Here is a 19,754-nt window from a genome sequence, read left to right as displayed (position 1 = left end):
AAATTCAATTAATTAAACAAGGTTTCGGAAATAACAAGGGTGTACTCAAAAAGCCTGTAATCAGCATTTTCATCCTCTTCGAAGTTCCACAGGGCATCATCTACAGGGTCTTGTTCATACACCAACATATAATCACCATTTTCCAGACGATACAATTTGAGGTTTTGAAAAAGGATGGTTTCTGAGGGAGAGATCATCTTTCCGTCTGTGGAATTGTATTCACTGCCAACCACAGTGGTAGCCTGGGCGGGAATCTCCAGGAAACCGTTATCTGTTAACAAATACAGGTCGGTAGTAGTGTTATTCTGTAGTTGGTAGCGCGACTCCGGATCCGGAGAGATCAGCTCTTCTTCATCGGTACATAGGGTGGCCGCTAAAAATGGCAAGAGAAAAAGGAAGAGTTTAAGTTTCATAGCAGAGATATTTACAATGTAAAATATCAAATTTCCCGAATAGTCATCTACCTCACCTGCTATGAAATCGTTAAGACAGGATAAAATGTGAGGTACATGATCTAAATGACCATTTCTACTCCCGACTCTCGACTCTCGACTCCCTGCTAACTATCAAATCTTTCCTGTTTTTTCGAGAACGAACAAAATAACGATGGGAATGGCAAGAAGGATGACCATCAGTGTTTCTTCCACCACCAAAGAAGGCATTAACAACAGGGTTACGAGGTACCCTCCGATAGCTCCTCCGAAGTGTGCGGTATGACCAATATTACCCAAGCGATTCTTCATTCCGTAAATGGAGTACAGCAAATACCCGATTCCGAAAATATAAGCAGGGATAGGGATGGGAATGAAGAACAGAAAGAGTTTCATACCCGGCTGCAGCAGAATTGCCGAATACAATACCCCTGTTACAGCGCCACTTGCACCAACCGCACTGTAGTGATATTCATTTTTGTGAAATACCGTGGCGAGTAAACTCCCCGCCAGTAATGAAACGAAATAGATCAGTAAAAACTTTGACCCGTTAAAATTCCTGATCACCAGGGGTGCAAAAAAATACAGGGTGATCATATTAAAGAACAGGTGGGTATAATCTACATGTAAAAACCCGGAAGTTACCGACCTGATGTGTTCTCCTCTTTGAATAGCGCCGATATTAAACTTATAGCGTTCAAAAAAACTGAAATCATTGAATCCTTTTAGAGAGACGACTACATTGGCAGCAATGATGAGGAGTAAGCTTAAATTCATTTTTCGTGAAGGGTTTGACTTCAAATATATAAATTTGCCCAAAATTACCGTGAATGCAACTATTGGTCTTTATTATCCTCTACCCTATTCTTTGGGTGATCTCTATCCTGCCCTTCAGAATATTCTATTGGGTATCTGATGCTATATATTTTCTTGTGTATAAGATTATCGGCTATCGTAAGAAGGTGGTTCGAAAAAACCTGGAATTGTCGTTCCCGGAAAAATCGAAGGCTGAATTAGATCTTATTGAGTCAAGATTTTATCAGCATATGGTTGATCTGTTCTTAGAAATGATCAAATCAATGAATATTTCTAAGGAAGAGATGATCAAGCGATTTCAATACAGTAACCTGGAGCTGCTTTCCGAATATGAAGAAAAAGGGAAGAGTATTGTGATGGTGATAGGTCACTATGGCAGTTACGAGTGGTTTATGTCTTTAGGATACTTTATTAAGCACGAAGGACACGCTATTTATGCACCCTTATCAAATAAGTATTTAGACCGATTGGTTAAAAAGATCCGTTCTAAGCACAATGCCTATATGGTATCGCGATACCATGTGCTGGACCTGGTTAAAAAACATAAGGAAGATGGTACCCCGGCTATTTACGGGTTTGCTAACGATCAGTCTCCCCAGGCACATAAGGCAAGGTATTGGAGGCCTTTTATGGGGGTCACGGTACCGGTATTCACCTATGCAGAATCGCTGGCAAAAGAGATGGACCTCCCGGTGATGTATTGTGGTATCAATAAAGAAAAGCGGGGTTATTATAAAGCAACTTTCAAGGTGATCACCGATACGCCAAGGCAATTTGATGACTACGAGATCACTGATCGGTTTACCGAGCTTTTGGAAGAACAGATCAAGGCTGATCCGGCCTATTACTTATGGTCCCACAACAGGTTCAAACATAAAGATAAGGTTCCGGCCGTCCTGAAAAGATAGGTGACCGGAACCTTAAGTTTATTCGCAGGCTGAGCTCTTTATGATAAGCCAGCAATAGCTTTAATTTCTGCGATGACCCTGTCGGCAACGGCATCGGCCTTTTCCTGGTCCGGGGCCTCTGTATAGATCCGTATAATGGGTTCAGTATTTGATTTACGAAGATGGATCCAGTGATCGGCAAGATCGATCTTCACACCATCCACGGTGCTCACCCTCTCATGGGCATATTTCTCTTTCATCTCTACCAGGATCTTGTCAACATCCAGTTCCGGGGTAAGCTCTATCTTCTTTTTACTCATGAAATAGGCAGGATACGAATTTCGCAATTCACTCACCCTCATGTTCTTTTCAGCCAGGTGTGTCAGAAAAAGGGCGGTACCCACAAGGGCATCCCTTCCGTAATGACTGGCAGGATAAATGATACCGCCATTACCTTCGCCTCCAATCACGGCATTACTGGCCTTCATAAGCTCTACTACATTTACCTCACCTACAGCAGAAGCTTTATAACTCCCCTGGTGTTTTTCTGTAACATCACTTAATGCCCTTGAAGACGACATATTAGAAACCGTATTCCCGGGGGTTTTACCCAAAACATAGTCAGCACAGGCCACCAGGGTGTACTCTTCTCCAAACATCGTTCCGTCTTCACTGATAAAAGCCAGGCGATCAACATCTGGATCAACCACAATACCGAGGTCTGCTTTTTCTTCTACAACCTTCTCCATGATCGCTCCAAGGTGCTCCTTAAGAGGCTCCGGATTGTGTGGGAAATGCCCGTTGGGTTCACAGTAAAGCTCGATCACTTCAACGCCTAACGACCTTAATAACTCAGGAATAGCAATACCTCCTGTAGAATTAACCCCATCAACAACTACCTTAAATCCGGCAGCTTTGATCTTTTCCGGAAGTACCAGTTCCAGGTCATGTACCGCTTGTATGTGCTTACTTATATAATCATTTTTGGTAGTAACCTGCCCCAGGTCATCAACCTCGGCAAAACTGTAGTCGCCGGCCTCTGCGATCTCAAGAATGGCTTTACCGTCGTCTCCGCTTAAAAACTCTCCCTTGTGATTTAATAGTTTCAAGGCGTTCCACTGCTTAGGGTTGTGACTTGCCGTTAAAATGATCCCTCCCTGCGCCTTTTCCATAGGTACAGCAAGCTCCACCGTTGGAGTTGTGGAGAGCCCCAGGTCGGTTACATCGATGCCTAACCCGGTCAGGGTTGAAGTTACCAGCGATTGTATCATGGGTCCTGACAGACGGGCGTCTCTCCCGATAACCACATTCAATCGTTGGTTGGGATAGCTTTTCTTTAACCAGCTCCCGTAGGCTCCGGCAAATTTAACGGCATCGAGAGGGGTTAAATTCTCCCCCTGTTGTCCGCCAATAGTTCCTCTTATTCCTGATATTGATTTGATTAATGTCATTAATGATCGTTTTATTAGCTGGGACAAATATACGATTCCAAAACACTTTAGTTTTTCCCTAATTTGTATTTTTAAGCCAATGAATTTTTTGGCGCATATCTATTTATCGGGTGAAAAAGAGGCTGTCAAGGTTGGTAATTTCATGGCCGACAGTATCCGGGGTAAAAAATATATGGATTACGCCCCCGAACTTCAGCAGGGTATTCTCCTTCACCGGTTTATTGACACCTACACTGATGCACATCCGGTATTTCGTCAAAGCACCAAAAGGCTGCATAAGAACTACAGTCATTACAGTGGCGTTATTGTTGACATCTATTACGATCATTTTTTAGCCCGGTATTGGTCTGAGTATCACCCGGAGCCATTATTGGGGTATACCCATGATTTTTTTGAAATCCTCCACCGGTATTATGATATCCTGCCCATGCAGGTAAAAAAATTATTGCCTTATCTTATCGCAGATAACTGGCTTTACAATTATTCCAACCTGGATGGAATTGCAAGGGTACTTGCCGGCATGAACCGTCGCACCGGGAACCGTGTGGGTATGAATGAGGCTATAGATGACCTCAGGCTGCATTACGATGCTTTTGAGCAGGAATTCAGGACTTTTTTTTCTGAGCTTCAAAAAGCCAGTCACCAAAAATTAACCGAACTGGAAAACACCTTACTATGAGAATAAAATTACTACCCCTTTTCTTAGCCTTCTTGATCTTTGTTCAAGGCTGCAAAACCTCTGATGGCATCCCGGAACCCTATCTTGCCGATCATGCCATGGTGGTCAGTGCCAGAGCTGAAGCTTCTGAATTGGCCCTTGATACCATGCGCAATGGCGGTAATGCCTTTGATGCCATGGTAGTTACCCATCTTACCCTGGCAGTAGCCTATCCGTTTGCCGGAAACCTGGGAGGCGGAGGCTTCCTTGTTTACCGTTTAAAGGACGGCAGTAAGGGCACCCTTGATTTTCGTGAAAAGGCGCCCTCAGCAGCCCATCGTGATATGTACCTTGATTCTCTGGGCAACGTAATTCCTGATAAAAGCACCCTGGGCGCTACGGCTGTGGGAGTTCCCGGGAGTCTAAGGGGAATCTATATGGCTCATAAAAAATTCGGGAAACTCCCCTTTGAGCAGTTGCTCGATCAGGCGATTGCTTTGGCTGAGAACGGGGTGATCGTTTCTGAAAACCAGGCAAAAAGTTTGAACCGGTATACTGAGATCTTTTCGGAACTGAACGGTGAAAACTCCCTTTTCTCGAGAACTTTTAAAGGCGGAGACACCCTGGTTCAAAAGGCCCTGGCCAATACGCTGAAAAAGATTCAAGAAGACGGGATAGACTCTTTTTACGGGGGAGAGCTTGGTAAATCCCTTTCTGATTTTATACAGGAAGAAGGCGGTTATGTAACCCTGGAAGATCTCCAGGATTACCAGGCGGTATGGCGTGATCCTATAGAGTTCAATTATAAGAACCTCCATGTGATCTCCATGGCACCTCCAAGCAGTGGTGGTGTTACCCTGGCCCAGATCATGAAGATGATCGAAGCGCATGAACCTGAACAATATGCACATCACTCGGTAAATATGATCCAACTTCTGTCGGAGGCCGAAAAGAGAGCCTATGCCGATAGAAATTATTACCTGGGAGATCCTGATCACGTGGAAATACCGATGGAGGTGCTGCTGAGCTCCTCATACCTTGACAGCCGAATGGAAGACTTTGAATTCGGGCAACCTGTGCCCTCCTCAGAGATTCAGGAAGGTCAGATCAATTATGCAGAGAGTATGGAAACAACCCATTATTCAATCGTTGACAGTGAGGGTAATGCCATTGCGGTTACCACCACCCTTAATGGGGCCTACGGGTCTAAACTTTATAGTAATGAACTCGGATTCTTCCTGAATAACGAAATGGATGATTTCAGTGCTAAACCCGGGGTTCCGAATATGTTCGGGTTAACCGGAGCTGAGGCTAACAGCATAGCTCCCGGAAAACGTATGCTCAGCAGTATGACCCCAACCATTGTTGAAAAAGACGGTGAGCTATCCATGGTAGTAGGTACTCCGGGCGGTTCCACCATTATAACCTCTGTACTGCAAACCATCATAAATGTTTACGACTATGATATGACCATGCAGCAGGCGGTGAATGCGGGGCGATTTCACCATCAATGGCTCCCGGATGAGATCAGAATGGAACCGGGAAGATTCTCTGATGAAGTGATCGAAGAACTAAAGGAACGAGGTTATAAAGTAAATCTTGAACAAAGCCCGGTAATCGGGAAGGTTGATGCTATTCTGGTTCGTGAGGACGGTAAACTGGAAGCCGGTGCCGACCCGCGGGGTGATGATTCGGCGAAAGGATATTAATAATCAGATCATGAAACGATTTTTTAAACGAATACTATATTTTTTCTTGTTCCTTGTGGTTCTCGGCGGGGTGCTCTACCTTATTTTCAACGAACCCCTGCCACAAGGCGAAGAAGGCCCGGAAGCTGAGGCCCTGGCACAAACCATGCTGAGATCGCTCAACCATGTGAACTATGAAAAAACACGGTTCCTGGAATGGGATTTCAACGGACTGCACGCCTACAAATGGGACCGACAAACCCATACTGCCGATGTTACCTGGGACGATCATCGGGTAATACTACACCTTAAGGATTATGGCAGCAGCAAGGTATATACCGAAGGTGCAGAGGTGAATACTGAAGAAAAGTATGCGCTTATTAACAAGGCCGTGAATTATTTCAATAACGACTCCTTCTGGGTAGTGGCTCCTTTTAAGATCTACGACAAGGGGGTGGAACGCCGACTGGTAAAAACTGATAAATACGGAGATGCCTTGCTGGTTACCTATACCACGGGTGGGAGCACTCCCGGAGATTCCTATTTATGGTTCTTTGACGATAAGGGATATCCCATAGGTTTTAAAATGTGGGTGAGCATCATACCCATCGGGGGCCTGAAGGCGGGCTGGAAGCAATGGAAATTTACAGAAACTGCCACCAACCTTCCCACCGGGCATAAGATCCTGTTTTTCGACCTGAAATTAAATAATGTAAAAGGCTATGGGATCATTGAGTAAAATGGAGTTCTATCTACCCCTAAGGCTTAGAAATTTCAAAATTTACCCTACTCCGGGACTCCTTTAGAATAGTTGTGCTTACTTCTAAATTACCTTGCAAATGCGTAACTTCGCTTCTTTGCTATGAATATGACCGAATTTGAAGAAAATATTGAGGTTAAGGGTGCCAGGGTGCACAATCTCAAGAACATAGATGTGACCATTCCCAGGGAAAAGTTGGTAGTGATCACCGGCCTTTCAGGAAGTGGAAAATCTTCCCTTGCCTTTGACACCATCTACGCCGAAGGTCAACGAAGATATATAGAAACCTTCAGCGCCTATGCACGACAATTTCTTGGCGGACTGGAACGTCCTGATGTTGATAAGATCGACGGACTTTCTCCTGTGATCGCCATTGAGCAGAAAACCACCTCTAAATCTCCTCGTTCAACCGTAGGTACCATTACTGAGATCTATGACTTTTTAAGGCTCCTGTTTGCCAGAGCTGCCGACGCGTACTCTTATAATACAGGAGAAAAGATGGTCAGTTACAGCGATGAACAGATCAAAGACCTGATCCTGAATGACTTTGAAGGGAAACGAATCAATGTACTGGCCCCTGTTATAAAAAGCCGTAAGGGGCATTACAGGGAGTTATTTGAGCAGATCTCCAAGCAGGGTTTTGTAAAAGTAAGGGTTGACGGTGAAGTGCGTGACCTGGAGAAAGGGATGAAGCTTGACCGCTATAAAACTCATGATATAGAAATCGTAATTGACCGCTTAAAGGTTGATGGTCAGACAGATGATGGCACGAAGCGCCTCATGGAGTCGATCAATACTGCCATGTATCACGGTGATGATGTATTGATGGTGATGGACCATGATACGGGAGATACCAGGTACTTCAGCCGAAACCTGATGTGTGCCACCACCGGGATCTCCTACCCCAACCCGGAGCCCAATACCTTCTCTTTCAATTCGCCCAAAGGGATGTGCCCCGAATGTAACGGACTGGGTAAAATCTACAAGGTAAACCGACATAAGGTAATACCTGACGATACGGTTTCTATCAAAAATGGGGGGATAGCTCCTCTGGGGAATTACAAGAAATCGTGGATCTTCAAGCAGCTGGAAACTATTGCGCAACGCTTCGAATTTGAACTTACTGACCCTGTTAAGGAAATACCTGAAGAGGCCGTTAAAATGATTCTTGAAGGAGGTAACGAGAAGTTCTCTGTATCCTCTAAAACCCTGGGCGTAACCCGTGATTATAAGATCGATTTTGAAGGGATCGAGAATTTTATAAGAAATCAGTTTGAAGAAAGCGGATCTTCCTCCATTAAGCGATGGGCCAAAGAGTTTATGGACCAGGTAGACTGTCCCTCCTGTCATGGTGCGAGATTGCGCAAGGAATCACTGTATTTTAAGGTAGGTGAAAAAAATATTGCAGAGTTATCACACCTGGATATTGCCGACCTGAAACAGTTCTTTGATACCCTGCCTGAAAAACTAAATGAGAAACAACAAGCTATTGCCGGAGAGGTTTTAAAGGAGATCAGTGCAAGGATCAGCTTTTTACTGGATGTAGGGTTGGATTATCTTTCCCTCCACCGCAGTTCCAGGTCGCTCTCAGGGGGTGAGGCCCAGCGTATCAGGCTGGCTACCCAGATCGGCTCTCAGTTGGTAGGAGTATTGTACATTCTTGACGAACCCAGTATTGGCTTGCATCAAAGAGATAACGACCGACTCATCCATTCCCTGGAGTCATTGAGGGATATCGGAAATTCCGTGATCGTGGTAGAACACGATAAGGATATGATCGTAAGAGCAGACCACGTGATCGACATAGGCCCGAAGGCGGGCAGGCATGGGGGCGAGATCATCTCCCAGGGAAGTCCTAAGGAGATCCTGAAAGACGGCACCTTAACTTCCAGCTATATTAACGGGACTAAGAATATTCCAGTTCCGGAAAAACGGAGGGAAGGAAATGGCCATGAGATCGTATTGAAAGGATGCACAGGGAATAATCTTAAAAATGTAAATGTCAGTTTTCCTTTAGGGAAGATGATCGGGGTTACGGGGGTATCTGGAAGTGGTAAATCGACCCTTATCAATGAGACCCTCTACCCTATCTTAAATACACATTTCTTTAATGCGGTAAAAAAGCCCATGCCTTATAAGAGTATCAAGGGTATTGAGCATATTGATAAGGTGATCGACATCAACCAGAGTCCGATAGGACGAACTCCGAGATCTAATCCTGCTACCTATACCGGGGTTTTCGGGGAGATCAGATCACTCTTTGCCCAGACTCCGGAGGCCTCTATAAGAGGTTATAAACCGGGGCGCTTCAGCTTTAATGTCAAAGGAGGACGCTGTGAAACCTGCCAGGGTGGCGGAGTAAAAGTGATCGAAATGAACTTTTTACCCGATGTGACCGTAGAGTGTGAAACCTGCCAGGGAAAACGCTTCAACCGGGAAACCCTTGAAATTCGTTATAAAGGAAAGTCGATCGCTGATGTTTTGGATATGACCATTAACCAGGGGGTGGAGTTTTTCGAGAACATTCCCAAGATCCACAGAAAACTGAAAACCATACAGGATGTAGGGCTGGGTTACATTACCCTGGGGCAACAATCCACTACTCTTTCGGGGGGAGAAGCACAACGGGTAAAGCTGGCAACAGAGCTTTCAAAAAAAGATACCGGGAATACATTCTATATCCTGGATGAGCCTACCACCGGACTGCATTTTGAGGATATTCGGGTGCTGATGAATGTATTGCACAAATTAACCGATAAGGGCAATACTGTTCTCATCATAGAACACAACCTGGATGTTATTAAAATGGTAGACCACATTATCGATATTGGTTATGAAGGCGGAAAAGGTGGCGGTAAGGTGGTTGCCATCGGCACCCCGGAAGAGATCATAAAGAACAAAAAAAGTTATACAGCCAAATACCTGAAAAAGGAACTTTAAATTACAGAAAATGAGAAAAGACATGCATCATAAAAGCTGGAACGAAATAAAGACGAACGACTCCTGGGCGATCTTTAAGATCATGGGAGAATTCGTGAACGGCTATGAAAAGCTCAGTCAGATCGGGCCATGTGTATCGGTGTTCGGATCGGCCAGAACCAAACCCGATCATAAATACTACAAGCTTGCAGAAGAGGTGACACGAAAGATCGTAGAATCTGGCTATGGTATTATTACCGGGGGTGGCCCGGGAATTATGGAAGCCGGTAATAAAGGAGCACACCTGGCCGGAGGAACTTCGGTGGGCCTCAATATAGACCTGCCTTTTGAACAGCATGACAACCCTTATATTGATGCTGACAAGAACCTGAATTTTGACTACTTCTTTGTACGTAAGGTTATGTTTGTCAAATACGCCCAGGGCTTTGTAGTGCTTCCCGGTGGTTTTGGTACGTTAGATGAATTGTTCGAGGCTCTCACCCTCATTCAAACCCATAAGATCGCCCGATTCCCTATCATTTTGGTAGGTACTGAATTTTGGGGCGGACTCGTAGACTGGATCAAGGATACCCTGCTGGAAAAAGCCGGGAACATCTCCCCTGACGATCTTGACCTTTTTGCCGTGGTTGATACAGCCGATGAAGTATGTGAGGTGCTCAACAAGTTCTATAATAAATACAACCTCAGTCCGAATTTCTAGAAATAAAAAGGCCGATATCAAGCGGCCTTTTTTTATGGTGTTACGCAGAGTTCCTGCTGGCATTGATATTCCCGTAAAGCGAACGGGTTACCATGCGTTCCAGGATCTCGCGTTTTTCCGGATCGTCTTTGCCTTTATTGAGTTTTTGCAACTGTAAAAGGGCGTACTGCTGAATGGTGAGCAATGGCAGCACGATCTGTTCTCTTACCTGTATAGAGGCCTTCATGGTCATGGAATCCTGCATAAGCTCTTCATATCCGCTGATCTCCAGGATCATGGCTTTACTTCGCTGATATTCATCGTAGATCAGATTCCAGAATTCTCCGTACTCAGGGTCATTGGCCATATAGGCCGTTAGCTTAAAGAATGATTTGGTAAGGCTCATCATACTGTTCTCGATCAGGGTACGGAAGAAAGCTGAGTTTTCGTAAAGATCTTTTACCTTATCGATCTCTCCCCTGTCCTTAAACTTCTCAATGGCATAGCCTACCCCGAAAAACCCGGGTACATTCTGCTTTAACTGGCTCCAGCTGCCTACAAAGGGTATGGCTCTCAGGTCACTGAAGATCAGCTTATCAGATTTTCCTCTTTTAGAAGGACGACTTCCGATATTGGTTTTGGCATAATATTTCAGGGTGCTCATATGCTCCAGGTAGGGCACAAAGCACGGATGATTCTTGAAATCAGTATAAGCCTGGTAACTGAGTGTTGCCAGCTCTTCCATGGTGCTTCGGCAATTCTCATCGAGGGTGGCATGGGCACTGAGGTCTATACCGTTCATTATACCGGCAGAGAGCAGCTGCTCAAGATTATACTGACAGCTGGCCAGGGTTCCAAAATTCGAGCTGATGGTCTGCCCCTGAATGGTAAGTTGTATCTCCTTGTTTTCAATAGTTGGCCCCAGGGAAGCATAGAACTGATGGGTCTTTCCTCCTCCTCTTGCCGGCGGACCACCACGTCCGTCAAAGAACATCACCTCAATTCCGTATTCTCTTGAGACCCTCGATAACGCTTCCTTAGCCTTATAAATACTCCAGTTGGCCATGAGATAGCCCCCGTCTTTCGTACCGTCAGAGAAACCGAGCATGATGGTTTGTTTGTTACCCCTTCTTTCGAGGTGGGCTGCATATTCAGGGTTGTTATACAGGGTCTCCATGACTTCGTGGGCCACGCGAAGGTCGTCTACGGTTTCAAAAAGCGGAATCACATCTACGGTGGGCTGTTCCCAATCGCAAAGTCTTATCATGGCAAAGGCCTCCATGACATTCAGTACGCTCCCGTTATTACTGATGATATACCGGTTACACCCCAATTCTCCGTTATTGGTTTGAATGGTCTTGATGGCGTAAATAGACCCCAGGGTTTTTGACGCCATTTCATGATTGAGGTTAGCCGGGTCCAGTTTCCCCTTTACTTCAGAAAGAATGTTCACCTGCTCGCTTTCACCAAGATCTTCGTAATTATCAGGAAATATATCCAACCCCATTTCCCGGCTTTCTTTAACGATATGAGACATGACATCATGGTGTACCCGTGAATCCTGCCGGATATCAAGGCTGGCAAAGTAAAATCCGAATAAATGCACCTTATTGATCAGGTCGTCTACCTGCTCTACAAAAAGCGACTGGTGCTTGTTTATCAGTATATCCCTGATCTCTTGCAAAGTATTCAGCATTTCTTCTGCTGTAATATCGATACGCCCGTGATCCAGAAAAATATTGTCATAGAGCTTTTGTTCCAGGTCACTGCTCATTTTATCGACGATACGGAAGGTGATCCTTCTTCTTAATCGCCTCACATCTCTGTAATAATTTTTCAAAACCGTACTCCTCAAACGATCGGCTACCTTTAGTGTAGTTTCGGAGTCCACAAAGGGATTGCCATCGCGGTCACCTCCGGGCCAGAACCCGAGATTGAGCACCTCATTGTTTAAGGGCATATCCCCATAAATATTACTCTTCAGGTACCCAAATATGGTAGAGATAGAATGATAAAAAACATTCTCCAGGTACCAGATCAGGCTGACGGCCTCATCATATGGCGTAGGCTTTTCTTTTTTGAAGAAGGGAGTCTTGCCTAGTTGGGCAAGTAATTTCTTGATAAATGACAGGTCATTGGCGCGTATGGCCTGGTCAAGGTCTGTAATGATACCCAAGACCGAACCCGGATAAAATTGTGTGGGGTGAGCGGTCAGCACAGGTCTCACTTTAAAATGCTCAAGGAAATCACGAAGCTCGTTCATGACTCCTTTGGCTTCGGCCTCCTCCTTCACATTTCTCAAGGTACCGCGACCGTTCATATTATTTACGACCTCAAAAGCGGCATCCTCAATAGCATCAAACAACACCACCTGGCGCTCTATATATTGTATGAACCGAAACATCAACGAAAACCGCTCTTCCTCATTGGGGTTTTCGAAATACTGACGAAAAAAGGCATCCACAATGGCTTCAGGATCCTTATTCTCTTCAAACCCTTTAACGCAGGTTTCTGTGAACAGCGGAAGCAAGACGCCCGTATTGGTGATCTCATCAAACGGGAGGGTCATGAATATGCTGTTATATATCTGGTATTTGGAAAGAACGCTTTCGTTAAATCGCTCCACCCTCGGTTTTCTGTGCATTTTTTTCGGTTTTTGGTTGAAGTACAAAAGCCCTCTTAAATCAACTTCAAGAGGGCTTTTTATTACGGTTTGGTTATTATGGTCATATCTCGTTGAATATGGTATGCATCAGCCGTTTCTTGTCGTTTATACTCTCTTCAAGACTGATCATGGTCTCCGTTCGGTATACTCCTTCAATATCGTCGATCTTAAAAATGATCTCTTTGGCATGATTCGTATCTCTGGCTCTTACCTTACAGAAAATATTAAATTTTCCGGTGGTGATATGAGCCACGGTAATATAAGGGATCTGGTTCAATCGCTCCAGTACGAACTTGGTTTGATGGGTTTTTTCCAGAAAAACACCTACATAAGCGATGAAGGAATAGCCCAGTTTTTCATAATCTAAAGTCAGGGAAGATCCTTTGATGATACCGGCATCTTCCATCTTTTTAACACGAACGTGAACCGTACCTGCAGAAATAAGCAATCTTTTAGCAATATCAGTAAACGGAGTACGCGTATTATCAATAAGCATATCTAGGATCTGATGATCAACCTCGTCTAACTTAAATTTGGCCATATTTGAATTAATTATTAAGGATAATGCAAAGCTAAAGCAAAAAAACTAAATATTTCATAATATTTATTGCTTTTAACGCCCAATTTTCTGCGAAATCGTTATAGTTGATTACAATATCCTGAACAGTAAACTCATGGATTTTTGTTGCAGCTCCTGTTCACTTGAATATTCCAGCTCATAATCATCCGGAACTATGAGAACACGGTGTGCAAATACCCCCTGTGTATTTTCCAGCAAACTGAATTCGGGAATAAAAACCACCTCCCCGTCCTTCAGGGTTTCCTTGTACATATAATGAAGGGACTTATATTGAGTATGCTCTCCCTTTGGTTTTACCGGGACATTCTTTATAAGGATATCACAGAATAATTTTTCATTCTCAGGAATATCAAAATAATCTCTATGGTCTGTCGTTTTCCATTCTTCATTTAAAATACTCTCCAGGGCGGTCTTTATAGCAAAAGAAATGTATTTTCTGGTTTCGTGCCGTTGGTAATCATCAGGAAAGTGTCCCGCTTCAAATAATATGGTAGGTACCCCCTCACTTTGGAAGGTATCGCCCACACAATTTAAATTAAAGCCGTCATCGTAGCGCCCTACCTGCCCCGGTATATGTTCTTGCAGCCTGGAGTTCATGTTGGCAATGATCTTCATGCTCGTGCTTCGCACTTCATTGATATCACGGGCTTTATTGTAAGAAGGACTCAAGAAAGAGATCGTAGCCGGTTTATTAACCGGACCTGCACTAAAAATGGTTCGCTGGTCATGAAGGTTAAAGCAAAAATCAGGTTTAACTTCCTCAAAAACCTTTCGGAGTACCCTGCTTTCAGGCTGTGTTCTATCCTGTGCATCGCGATTAAGGTCAACATTATTGGCATTTACTCGGGTATAAGCCCGGGCGCCGTCGGGACTTAACATTGGAATGATATATAAGCTAATTCGCTGGGAAAGTTCTCTAGTAAAGCGTGAATCGGATATCATATAATGAAGCAAATCCGTTAATGCCCGGGTGGTGGTTGACTCATTGCCGTGCATTTGAGACCACATCAGCACTTTTACAGGCCCGTTACCGATCCTAAACAGATCAATAACTTCTTCGTTTACAGAAACACCCACCTTTTGCGGATGAATATCTTTCACGGCAAGAACCCGGTAAAAATCTAAAAGATGGTCCCGGTTTACATAACGCCCGTTTAATCCCTGATATCTGTAGCGTTCGTATTCTTCTATGTATGGATCTTGTTTATTCATGTCAACAATTATTGTTTACAAAGTTAAACCGATTATTGTTTACAAATGTAATCATTTATTCGCGCCCAACGTGAGTACAATTGTAAACAACTGTAAAGACAGGACTACCCATTATAAACACCACATAAACCACAGTATAAGAGATATCTATAATTGAAATGCATACACTATTAACTATCTGTAATTCAGTTCTTTAAAGCGCTATATTTAATCTTATGATTTATGTTACAACTATGATCTTAGCTTAATTATATTGTTTTAGATGCTCTTATTGTTTACATTTGTAACAAGCATCTTCGCTCTAACTTTGTTTACAATTGTAATCTATGATAAACTCAACGGAATTTGCCCAGCGTCTTCAGAAGATCATGGAATTATATCAGCTAACAGCCTCCGCTTTTGCTGAAAGTGTTGGCGTACAGCGTTCTGCTATCTCCCATATCCTGTCAGGAAGAAACAAACCCAGCCTTGACTTCGTATTAAAGATCCTGGAAGCCTACCCTGATGTAGAATTGTATTGGCTTCTAAACGGGAAAGGCCCCGGACCTGTGAAAGAATCTAATGAAGAAACTGCAGACCTTTTTAACAGCTCAACAACCCCTCAACCTCCAGTGAATAAAGAATCTTATGATTCAGAAGACAAGATTACTCACAGCACTCCTAACGGAAACTCAAGGAAGATCCTGAAGGTTGTAGTATTTTATGACGACCATACCTTCGAAGAGATCAGTAAATGACCATAAGATAACCCGGGTAGATTTTGTTAGTTACAGTGGTAAGGGAGAAATCTTATAAAATTGATACCTTTGCCGTCTAAAATCAGGTATATGAAGCGAATCTTTCCCATCCTATTAATCTTTTTAACCTTACAATCCTGCTATCAAACCACCAGGGATTGCGAAAATTTTAAAACAGGAGAATTCGTTTTTAAATACACGCTTAACGGAGAAGAAAAAGAAAGTCGTTTTATACGTACTGACAGCATGGAATATGATTATTTTGAAGATCATATTGATACGAATACCGTGAAATGGGTTAACGATTGTGAATACATCGTAAAGAAGGTGAATCCGGTCAACCTGAATGAGGCCAAACCTTTGCATTTCAGGATATTGTCTACCTCCGAAGAAAGTTATACCTTCGAATATTCTCTTTTAGGAGACCTGAAAAACAAGCAGCGAGGTACCGCTTATAAAATTCAATAACATATGATAGAGATCTTTTCCAGTATTGATACATGGGTGGCCTTGATAACACTTACATTTCTTGAGATCGTACTGGGAATTGACAATATTGTATTTATTTCTATCGCAGCCAACAAGCTTCCTGAGCATCAACGAAAAAAGGCTACAAATATAGGTCTGGCAGCTGCCATGATTCAGCGGATCTTGCTGCTAATGGCCGTTTCTTTTCTGGTGGGGCTCAGAAACCCGTTTATTTACCTTGACACCTCCTGGGTACAGGCGGGTATAAGCTGGCAGAGCATTATCCTGTTTTCCGGAGGATTATTTCTGCTCTATAAATCAACCAGTGAGATCCACGAAAAGGTAGAATATCCTGATCATGACGAAGAGCAGCTTAAGTCGAAGAAGATAAATACTTTGAGAGGAGCCATTATTCAAATTTTGATCATCGATCTCATCTTTTCGGTCGATTCCATATTAACAGCTGTGGGGATGACCAATGGGATCAGTAAAAACCCGAATCACGCCCTGGTTATCATGATCATTGCAGTGGTCATCTCTATCCTGATCATGATGATCTTTGCCAATAAGATCCGGGAATTTATTCAGTCCCATCCCTCTATGCAGCTCCTGGCACTTTCCTTTCTTATCCTGATCGGTTTTATGCTGATCACCGAAGCTGCTCACCTGTCTCATACCGTTGTTTTTGAACAAAGTATAGGAGCCATACCCAAGGGGTATCTGTATTTTGCCATTGCTTTTTCTCTTCTGATCGAATTTTTAAATATGCGGTTGAGGAAGAATTTGAAAGATTGATGCCGCTAAGAAGCGAAGAAGTAAAGGGGTGAATAAGTAAATAGGCGAATGAGCTAAGAGGCGAAGAAGTTTGCCCTTTTATAATAAAAAGTTGAATAATTATCACCTAAAGTTTTACTGCAAGTAAATCACCTTATCCTTTACAGGTAAAGAGTTTGTCGCCCTGTTTTAAACAAAAGGTTTAAGCGGAACCTGAAAGCTCGTTTTTAGCAAAACATCCTTTGCGTGCCATCGCACCGGCTGGCTCCTCACAATGAAAGGCTCACTAAATCTTTCATTATCGATTGGCCCTCCTTAGCTCCTTAGCTCCTTAGCTCCTTAGCTCCTTAGCTCCTTAGCTCCTTAGCTCCTTTACCTTTAAAAACTTAATCCAGCTCCATCGATATCTGTCCTTCATCGCCTGATTTTTCCTTACCAAGGTTCTCCTCATCCACTACCTCCATTTCTTCAGGTTGAAGTTCTTCCTCTTCTTCAAAAGGAATAGGTTCCAATTCTTTGGTTGATTTGATCTTGTCGGCAGACAACTGATTTCCGAGGGCCTTTATACCTTTTACCGCAATAAATTCTTCAGGCAGTAATTCCATTTGAGGTTTAGGGTCTTTACCTCTTGGCTTCACAAAATCAATAATGATCCTGGGTTTCCATGCGGTAGAAACCAATTCAAGTTTGGTGTCCGGGTGATCTGAAATAAACGATTCTTCCTTGTTTTCATTTTCAATAAGGAATCGTTTTACGTAGTAGCGTTCCTTTTCGCCTTCATAGTAAATAGCAGACAATGGTTTCTTGGGGTTCCATTTTTCAAGAATGATCATCTTGTCGTCAAAATGCGTGGTCAGTTCAGGAACAATGGTTTTTGCCATCCCGTCTGAATTAACCACTAACAGGCGATCTTCCCCTTTGAAAGCACCGAGTAATTCTCCTCGTCCATCAACGTTGAGTCTTTTTACGGTTTCATCAAACCAGATCTTGCGTGGCTTGAGGGTTGAAACTCCTTTTTCCTTGAGTTCTATACGCTTTACTGCGTATTTGGTCACGATATTCCCCTTAGAATTTCGTCCTTTAATGAGGATATCTGCAAAATCAATATCCCACTTGAGTTTTTTAATACTCCCTTTTTGTCTTAGCTGTACGGTGATCACCTCTGCCTCTCCATTTGGGTTGGCAGTGAAATAATGCACTTCAGAACCTGCCTTCCCGTTAGTAAGGTCATACTCTCTGTCGCGGGTAACACTGGCTACATAAAATCTTTTAATGTAGGTAGGACCTGTTTTACCGTCTCTGTACACCATATTGTAAATGGTGCGTTTGTCTTTTTTCTTGAACACGGCCACATGAATGATCTCTTTCCCGACAAAGGTTTTAGCGTCAACCTTTGTAACCATCATTTTACCGTTGGCAGTAAATACGATAATATCGTCTATGTCACTGCAATCGCAAACGTATTCATCCTTTTTCAGAGAAGTTCCGATAAACCCTTCTTTGCGATTCACGTAAAGCTTGGAGTTTCTGATGACTACCTTTTGGGCTTCAATATCATCAAAAACCCTGATCTCGGTTTTACGTTCCTTGCCGTTACCGTATTTCTTTTTAAGCTCTTCAAAATATGAAATAGCAAATTCTATAAGGTGTGCCAGGTTGTACTTAACTTTCTCGATCTCTCCTTCAAGGGCTTCGATCTTTTGCTGCGCCTTATCAATATCAAACTTAGAGATCCTCTTGATCCTGATCTCGGTAAGTCTTACGATATCTTCTTCAGTTACAGCGCGCTTTAGGTGTTTAATGTAAGGTTTTAAACCTTCGTCAATGGCTTTAATAACGCCTTCCCATGTTTCCTCTTCCTCTATCTCGCGATAGATCCTGTTCTCAATGAAAATCCTTTCCAGGGAGGCAAAATGCCATTGCTCTTCAAGCTCCTGAAGCTCTATCTCCAATTCCTGTTTCAGCAATTCTACCGTATTATCGGTAGAACGTCTCAGGATCTCTGAAACCCCTATAAACAATGGCTTGTTATCTTCAATAACACAGGCCAGAGGAGAGATGGAGGTTTCACAGGCGGTAAAGGCATACAGCGCGTCTATAGTCTTATCAGGTGAGATATTAGGAGGAAGATGCACCAGGATCTCTACCTCTGCTGCTGTATTGTCTTCAATGCGTTTGACCTTGATCTTACCTTTCTCATTGGCCTTAAGAATAGAATCAATAAGGCTTGAGGTATTTGTGCCGAAAGGAATTTCGGTGATCTTCAGCGTGTTTTTATCTTCCTGAACAATTTTTGCTCGAACCCTGATCTTGCCACCCCTGTTTCCGTCGTTGTAGTTGGAAACATCCATGACTCCTGCTGTTGGGAAATCAGGAAACAGGGTGAATCGTTTGCCTTTCAAATGCTTGATGGAGGCGTCGAGTAATTCATTAAAATTATGTGGCAATAATTTGGTAGACAATCCTACCGCAATACCTTCTGCCCCCTGAGCCAATAACAGGGGGAATTTAACGGGAAGGTTAACGGGCTCCTTCTTTCTACCGTCATAACTGGCCTGCCATTCTGTGATCTTCGGACTGAAAAGTACGTCCAGGGCGAATTTTGAAAGACGGGCTTCGATATACCTGGATGCAGCAGCGCTGTCTCCGGTTAGTATATTCCCCCAGTTACCCTGTGTATCGATCAGAAGATCTTTCTGCCCGATCTGAACCATGGCATCTGCAATACTGGCATCTCCGTGCGGATGGTACTGCATGGTGTGTCCTACGATATTAGCCACCTTGTTATACCGCCCGTCATCCAGATCCTTCATAGAATGCATGATCCTTCGCTGTACAGGTTTGAATCCGTCTTCGATGGCGGGTACGGCACGTTCCAGGATCACATAAGAAGCATAATCGAGAAACCAATCCTTATACATGCCCCCTACACGGGTTATGGTATCCTGTTGGTTTTCTTCAGGTCCTTCCTGGTTAAGATTAATATCCTCAGACATTGGCTATTGGGT

The 19,754-nt window shown here is 43.5% G+C and carries 16 protein-coding genes; 9 read left to right on the top strand and 7 right to left on the bottom strand.

What is annotated here, in order from left to right; translation table 11 throughout:
- Nucleotides 1–8: 8 nt before the first annotated feature.
- Together E7Z59_RS09510 and E7Z59_RS09505 are read right to left on the bottom strand one after the other, a co-directional pair.
- The gene (locus E7Z59_RS09510) at nucleotides 9–413 is read right to left on the bottom strand and encodes a hypothetical protein (RefSeq protein WP_136336081.1); all 405 of its coding nucleotides are present in this window, start codon (nucleotides 411–413) and stop codon (nucleotides 9–11) included.
- A gap of 153 nt (nucleotides 414–566) precedes the next feature.
- A complete protein-coding gene (locus E7Z59_RS09505; RefSeq protein ID WP_136336080.1) occupies nucleotides 567–1,208 on the bottom strand; it encodes a rhomboid family intramembrane serine protease in 642 nt (213 codons plus the stop codon).
- A 53-nt stretch (nucleotides 1,209–1,261) separates the two neighbouring features.
- Between E7Z59_RS09505 and E7Z59_RS09500 the strand changes: the two genes are divergently transcribed.
- Nucleotides 1,262–2,155: a lysophospholipid acyltransferase family protein gene (locus tag E7Z59_RS09500; protein ID WP_136336079.1), complete on the top strand. Its 894-nt coding sequence runs from the start codon at nucleotides 1,262–1,264 to the stop codon at nucleotides 2,153–2,155.
- 38 nt (nucleotides 2,156–2,193) lie between these two features.
- Here the strand turns inward: E7Z59_RS09500 and glmM are convergent, their stop codons facing one another.
- A complete protein-coding gene (glmM, locus tag E7Z59_RS09495; RefSeq protein WP_136336078.1) occupies nucleotides 2,194–3,585 on the bottom strand; it encodes a phosphoglucosamine mutase in 1,392 nt (463 codons plus the stop codon).
- Nucleotides 3,586–3,664: 79 nt separating this feature from the next.
- Here glmM and E7Z59_RS09490 point away from each other — a divergent pair, with 79 nt between their 5' ends.
- The 5 genes from E7Z59_RS09490 (at nucleotide 3,665) to E7Z59_RS09470 (ending at nucleotide 10,331) form a co-directional block, all read left to right on the top strand.
- Nucleotides 3,665–4,264, top strand: a complete 600-nt coding sequence (locus tag E7Z59_RS09490; RefSeq protein WP_136336077.1) for an acyl carrier protein phosphodiesterase — start codon at nucleotides 3,665–3,667, stop codon at nucleotides 4,262–4,264.
- Nucleotides 4,261–5,952, top strand: a complete 1,692-nt coding sequence (gene ggt, locus E7Z59_RS09485; protein ID WP_136336076.1) for a gamma-glutamyltransferase — start codon at nucleotides 4,261–4,263, stop codon at nucleotides 5,950–5,952. The genes E7Z59_RS09490 and ggt overlap by 4 nt, the downstream gene beginning before the upstream one ends.
- Nucleotides 5,953–5,962: 10 nt before the next feature.
- Nucleotides 5,963–6,670: a hypothetical protein gene (locus E7Z59_RS09480; RefSeq protein WP_242015679.1), complete on the top strand. Its 708-nt coding sequence runs from the start codon at nucleotides 5,963–5,965 to the stop codon at nucleotides 6,668–6,670.
- A 129-nt stretch (nucleotides 6,671–6,799) separates the two neighbouring features.
- The gene (gene uvrA, locus E7Z59_RS09475; protein ID WP_136336325.1) at nucleotides 6,800–9,631 is read left to right on the top strand and encodes an excinuclease ABC subunit UvrA; all 2,832 of its coding nucleotides are present in this window, start codon (nucleotides 6,800–6,802) and stop codon (nucleotides 9,629–9,631) included.
- A gap of 10 nt (nucleotides 9,632–9,641) precedes the next feature.
- Nucleotides 9,642–10,331 carry an LOG family protein gene (locus tag E7Z59_RS09470; protein ID WP_136336074.1) on the top strand — a complete coding sequence of 230 codons (690 nt, stop codon included), beginning with the start codon at nucleotides 9,642–9,644 and terminating at the stop codon, nucleotides 10,329–10,331.
- Between the two features lie 40 nt (nucleotides 10,332–10,371).
- Here E7Z59_RS09470 and E7Z59_RS09465 read toward each other — a convergent pair whose 3' ends face one another.
- The 3 genes from E7Z59_RS09465 to E7Z59_RS09455 all read right to left on the bottom strand — a co-directional run bounded on the left by E7Z59_RS09465 (nucleotide 10,372) and on the right by E7Z59_RS09455 (nucleotide 14,767).
- Nucleotides 10,372–12,954 carry a phosphoenolpyruvate carboxylase gene (locus E7Z59_RS09465; RefSeq protein ID WP_136336073.1) on the bottom strand — a complete coding sequence of 861 codons (2,583 nt, stop codon included), beginning with the start codon at nucleotides 12,952–12,954 and terminating at the stop codon, nucleotides 10,372–10,374.
- 82 nt (nucleotides 12,955–13,036) lie between these two features.
- Nucleotides 13,037–13,516, bottom strand: a complete 480-nt coding sequence (locus E7Z59_RS09460) for an Lrp/AsnC family transcriptional regulator (protein ID WP_136336072.1) — start codon at nucleotides 13,514–13,516, stop codon at nucleotides 13,037–13,039.
- Between the two features lie 108 nt (nucleotides 13,517–13,624).
- Complete coding sequence (locus E7Z59_RS09455) at nucleotides 13,625–14,767, bottom strand: M14 family metallopeptidase (protein WP_136336071.1); 1,143 nt, start codon at nucleotides 14,765–14,767, stop codon at nucleotides 13,625–13,627.
- Nucleotides 14,768–15,093: 326 nt separating this feature from the next.
- On the opposite strand from E7Z59_RS09455, the gene E7Z59_RS09450 reads away from it, so the two are divergent.
- The 3 genes from E7Z59_RS09450 (at nucleotide 15,094) to E7Z59_RS09440 (ending at nucleotide 16,767) form a co-directional block, all read left to right on the top strand.
- Nucleotides 15,094–15,504 (top strand): helix-turn-helix domain-containing protein, encoded by a 411-nt coding sequence (locus E7Z59_RS09450; RefSeq protein WP_136336070.1) that lies wholly within the window; start codon nucleotides 15,094–15,096, stop codon nucleotides 15,502–15,504.
- A gap of 90 nt (nucleotides 15,505–15,594) precedes the next feature.
- Nucleotides 15,595–15,972, top strand: coding sequence for a hypothetical protein (locus tag E7Z59_RS09445; protein WP_136336069.1), 378 nt, complete (start codon nucleotides 15,595–15,597; stop codon nucleotides 15,970–15,972).
- Nucleotides 15,973–15,975: 3 nt separating this feature from the next.
- Entirely contained in the window at nucleotides 15,976–16,767 is a 792-nt protein-coding gene (locus tag E7Z59_RS09440) for a TerC family protein (RefSeq protein ID WP_136336068.1), read from the top strand.
- 365 nt (nucleotides 16,768–17,132) lie between these two features.
- Here E7Z59_RS09440 and E7Z59_RS09435 read toward each other — a convergent pair whose 3' ends face one another.
- A complete protein-coding gene (locus E7Z59_RS09435) occupies nucleotides 17,133–19,742 on the bottom strand; it encodes a DNA gyrase/topoisomerase IV subunit A (RefSeq protein ID WP_136336067.1) in 2,610 nt (869 codons plus the stop codon).
- Nucleotides 19,743–19,754 lie beyond the last annotated feature (12 nt).

This window comes from Robertkochia marina (assembly GCF_004799345.1).
Taxonomy (GTDB): Bacteria; Bacteroidota; Bacteroidia; order Flavobacteriales; family Flavobacteriaceae; genus Robertkochia; species Robertkochia marina.
This window is presented reverse-complemented; position numbering and strand designations above follow the sequence as displayed.

Coding starts and splice junctions, on each gene's coding strand:
- E7Z59_RS09510 (WP_136336081.1), bottom strand. CDS start 413: ATGAAACTTAAACTCTTCCTTTTTCTCTTGCCATTTTTAGCGGCCACC.
- E7Z59_RS09505 (WP_136336080.1), bottom strand. CDS start 1,208: ATGAATTTAAGCTTACTCCTCATCATTGCTGCCAATGTAGTCGTCTCT.
- E7Z59_RS09500 (WP_136336079.1), top strand. CDS start 1,262: ATGCAACTATTGGTCTTTATTATCCTCTACCCTATTCTTTGGGTGATC.
- glmM (WP_136336078.1), bottom strand. CDS start 3,585: ATGACATTAATCAAATCAATATCAGGAATAAGAGGAACTATTGGCGGA.
- E7Z59_RS09490 (WP_136336077.1), top strand. CDS start 3,665: ATGAATTTTTTGGCGCATATCTATTTATCGGGTGAAAAAGAGGCTGTC.
- ggt (WP_136336076.1), top strand. CDS start 4,261: ATGAGAATAAAATTACTACCCCTTTTCTTAGCCTTCTTGATCTTTGTT.
- E7Z59_RS09480 (WP_242015679.1), top strand. CDS start 5,963: ATGAAACGATTTTTTAAACGAATACTATATTTTTTCTTGTTCCTTGTG.
- uvrA (WP_136336325.1), top strand. CDS start 6,800: ATGACCGAATTTGAAGAAAATATTGAGGTTAAGGGTGCCAGGGTGCAC.
- E7Z59_RS09470 (WP_136336074.1), top strand. CDS start 9,642: ATGAGAAAAGACATGCATCATAAAAGCTGGAACGAAATAAAGACGAAC.
- E7Z59_RS09465 (WP_136336073.1), bottom strand. CDS start 12,954: ATGCACAGAAAACCGAGGGTGGAGCGATTTAACGAAAGCGTTCTTTCC.
- E7Z59_RS09460 (WP_136336072.1), bottom strand. CDS start 13,516: ATGGCCAAATTTAAGTTAGACGAGGTTGATCATCAGATCCTAGATATG.
- E7Z59_RS09455 (WP_136336071.1), bottom strand. CDS start 14,767: ATGAATAAACAAGATCCATACATAGAAGAATACGAACGCTACAGATAT.
- E7Z59_RS09450 (WP_136336070.1), top strand. CDS start 15,094: ATGATAAACTCAACGGAATTTGCCCAGCGTCTTCAGAAGATCATGGAA.
- E7Z59_RS09445 (WP_136336069.1), top strand. CDS start 15,595: ATGAAGCGAATCTTTCCCATCCTATTAATCTTTTTAACCTTACAATCC.
- E7Z59_RS09440 (WP_136336068.1), top strand. CDS start 15,976: ATGATAGAGATCTTTTCCAGTATTGATACATGGGTGGCCTTGATAACA.
- E7Z59_RS09435 (WP_136336067.1), bottom strand. CDS start 19,742: ATGTCTGAGGATATTAATCTTAACCAGGAAGGACCTGAAGAAAACCAA.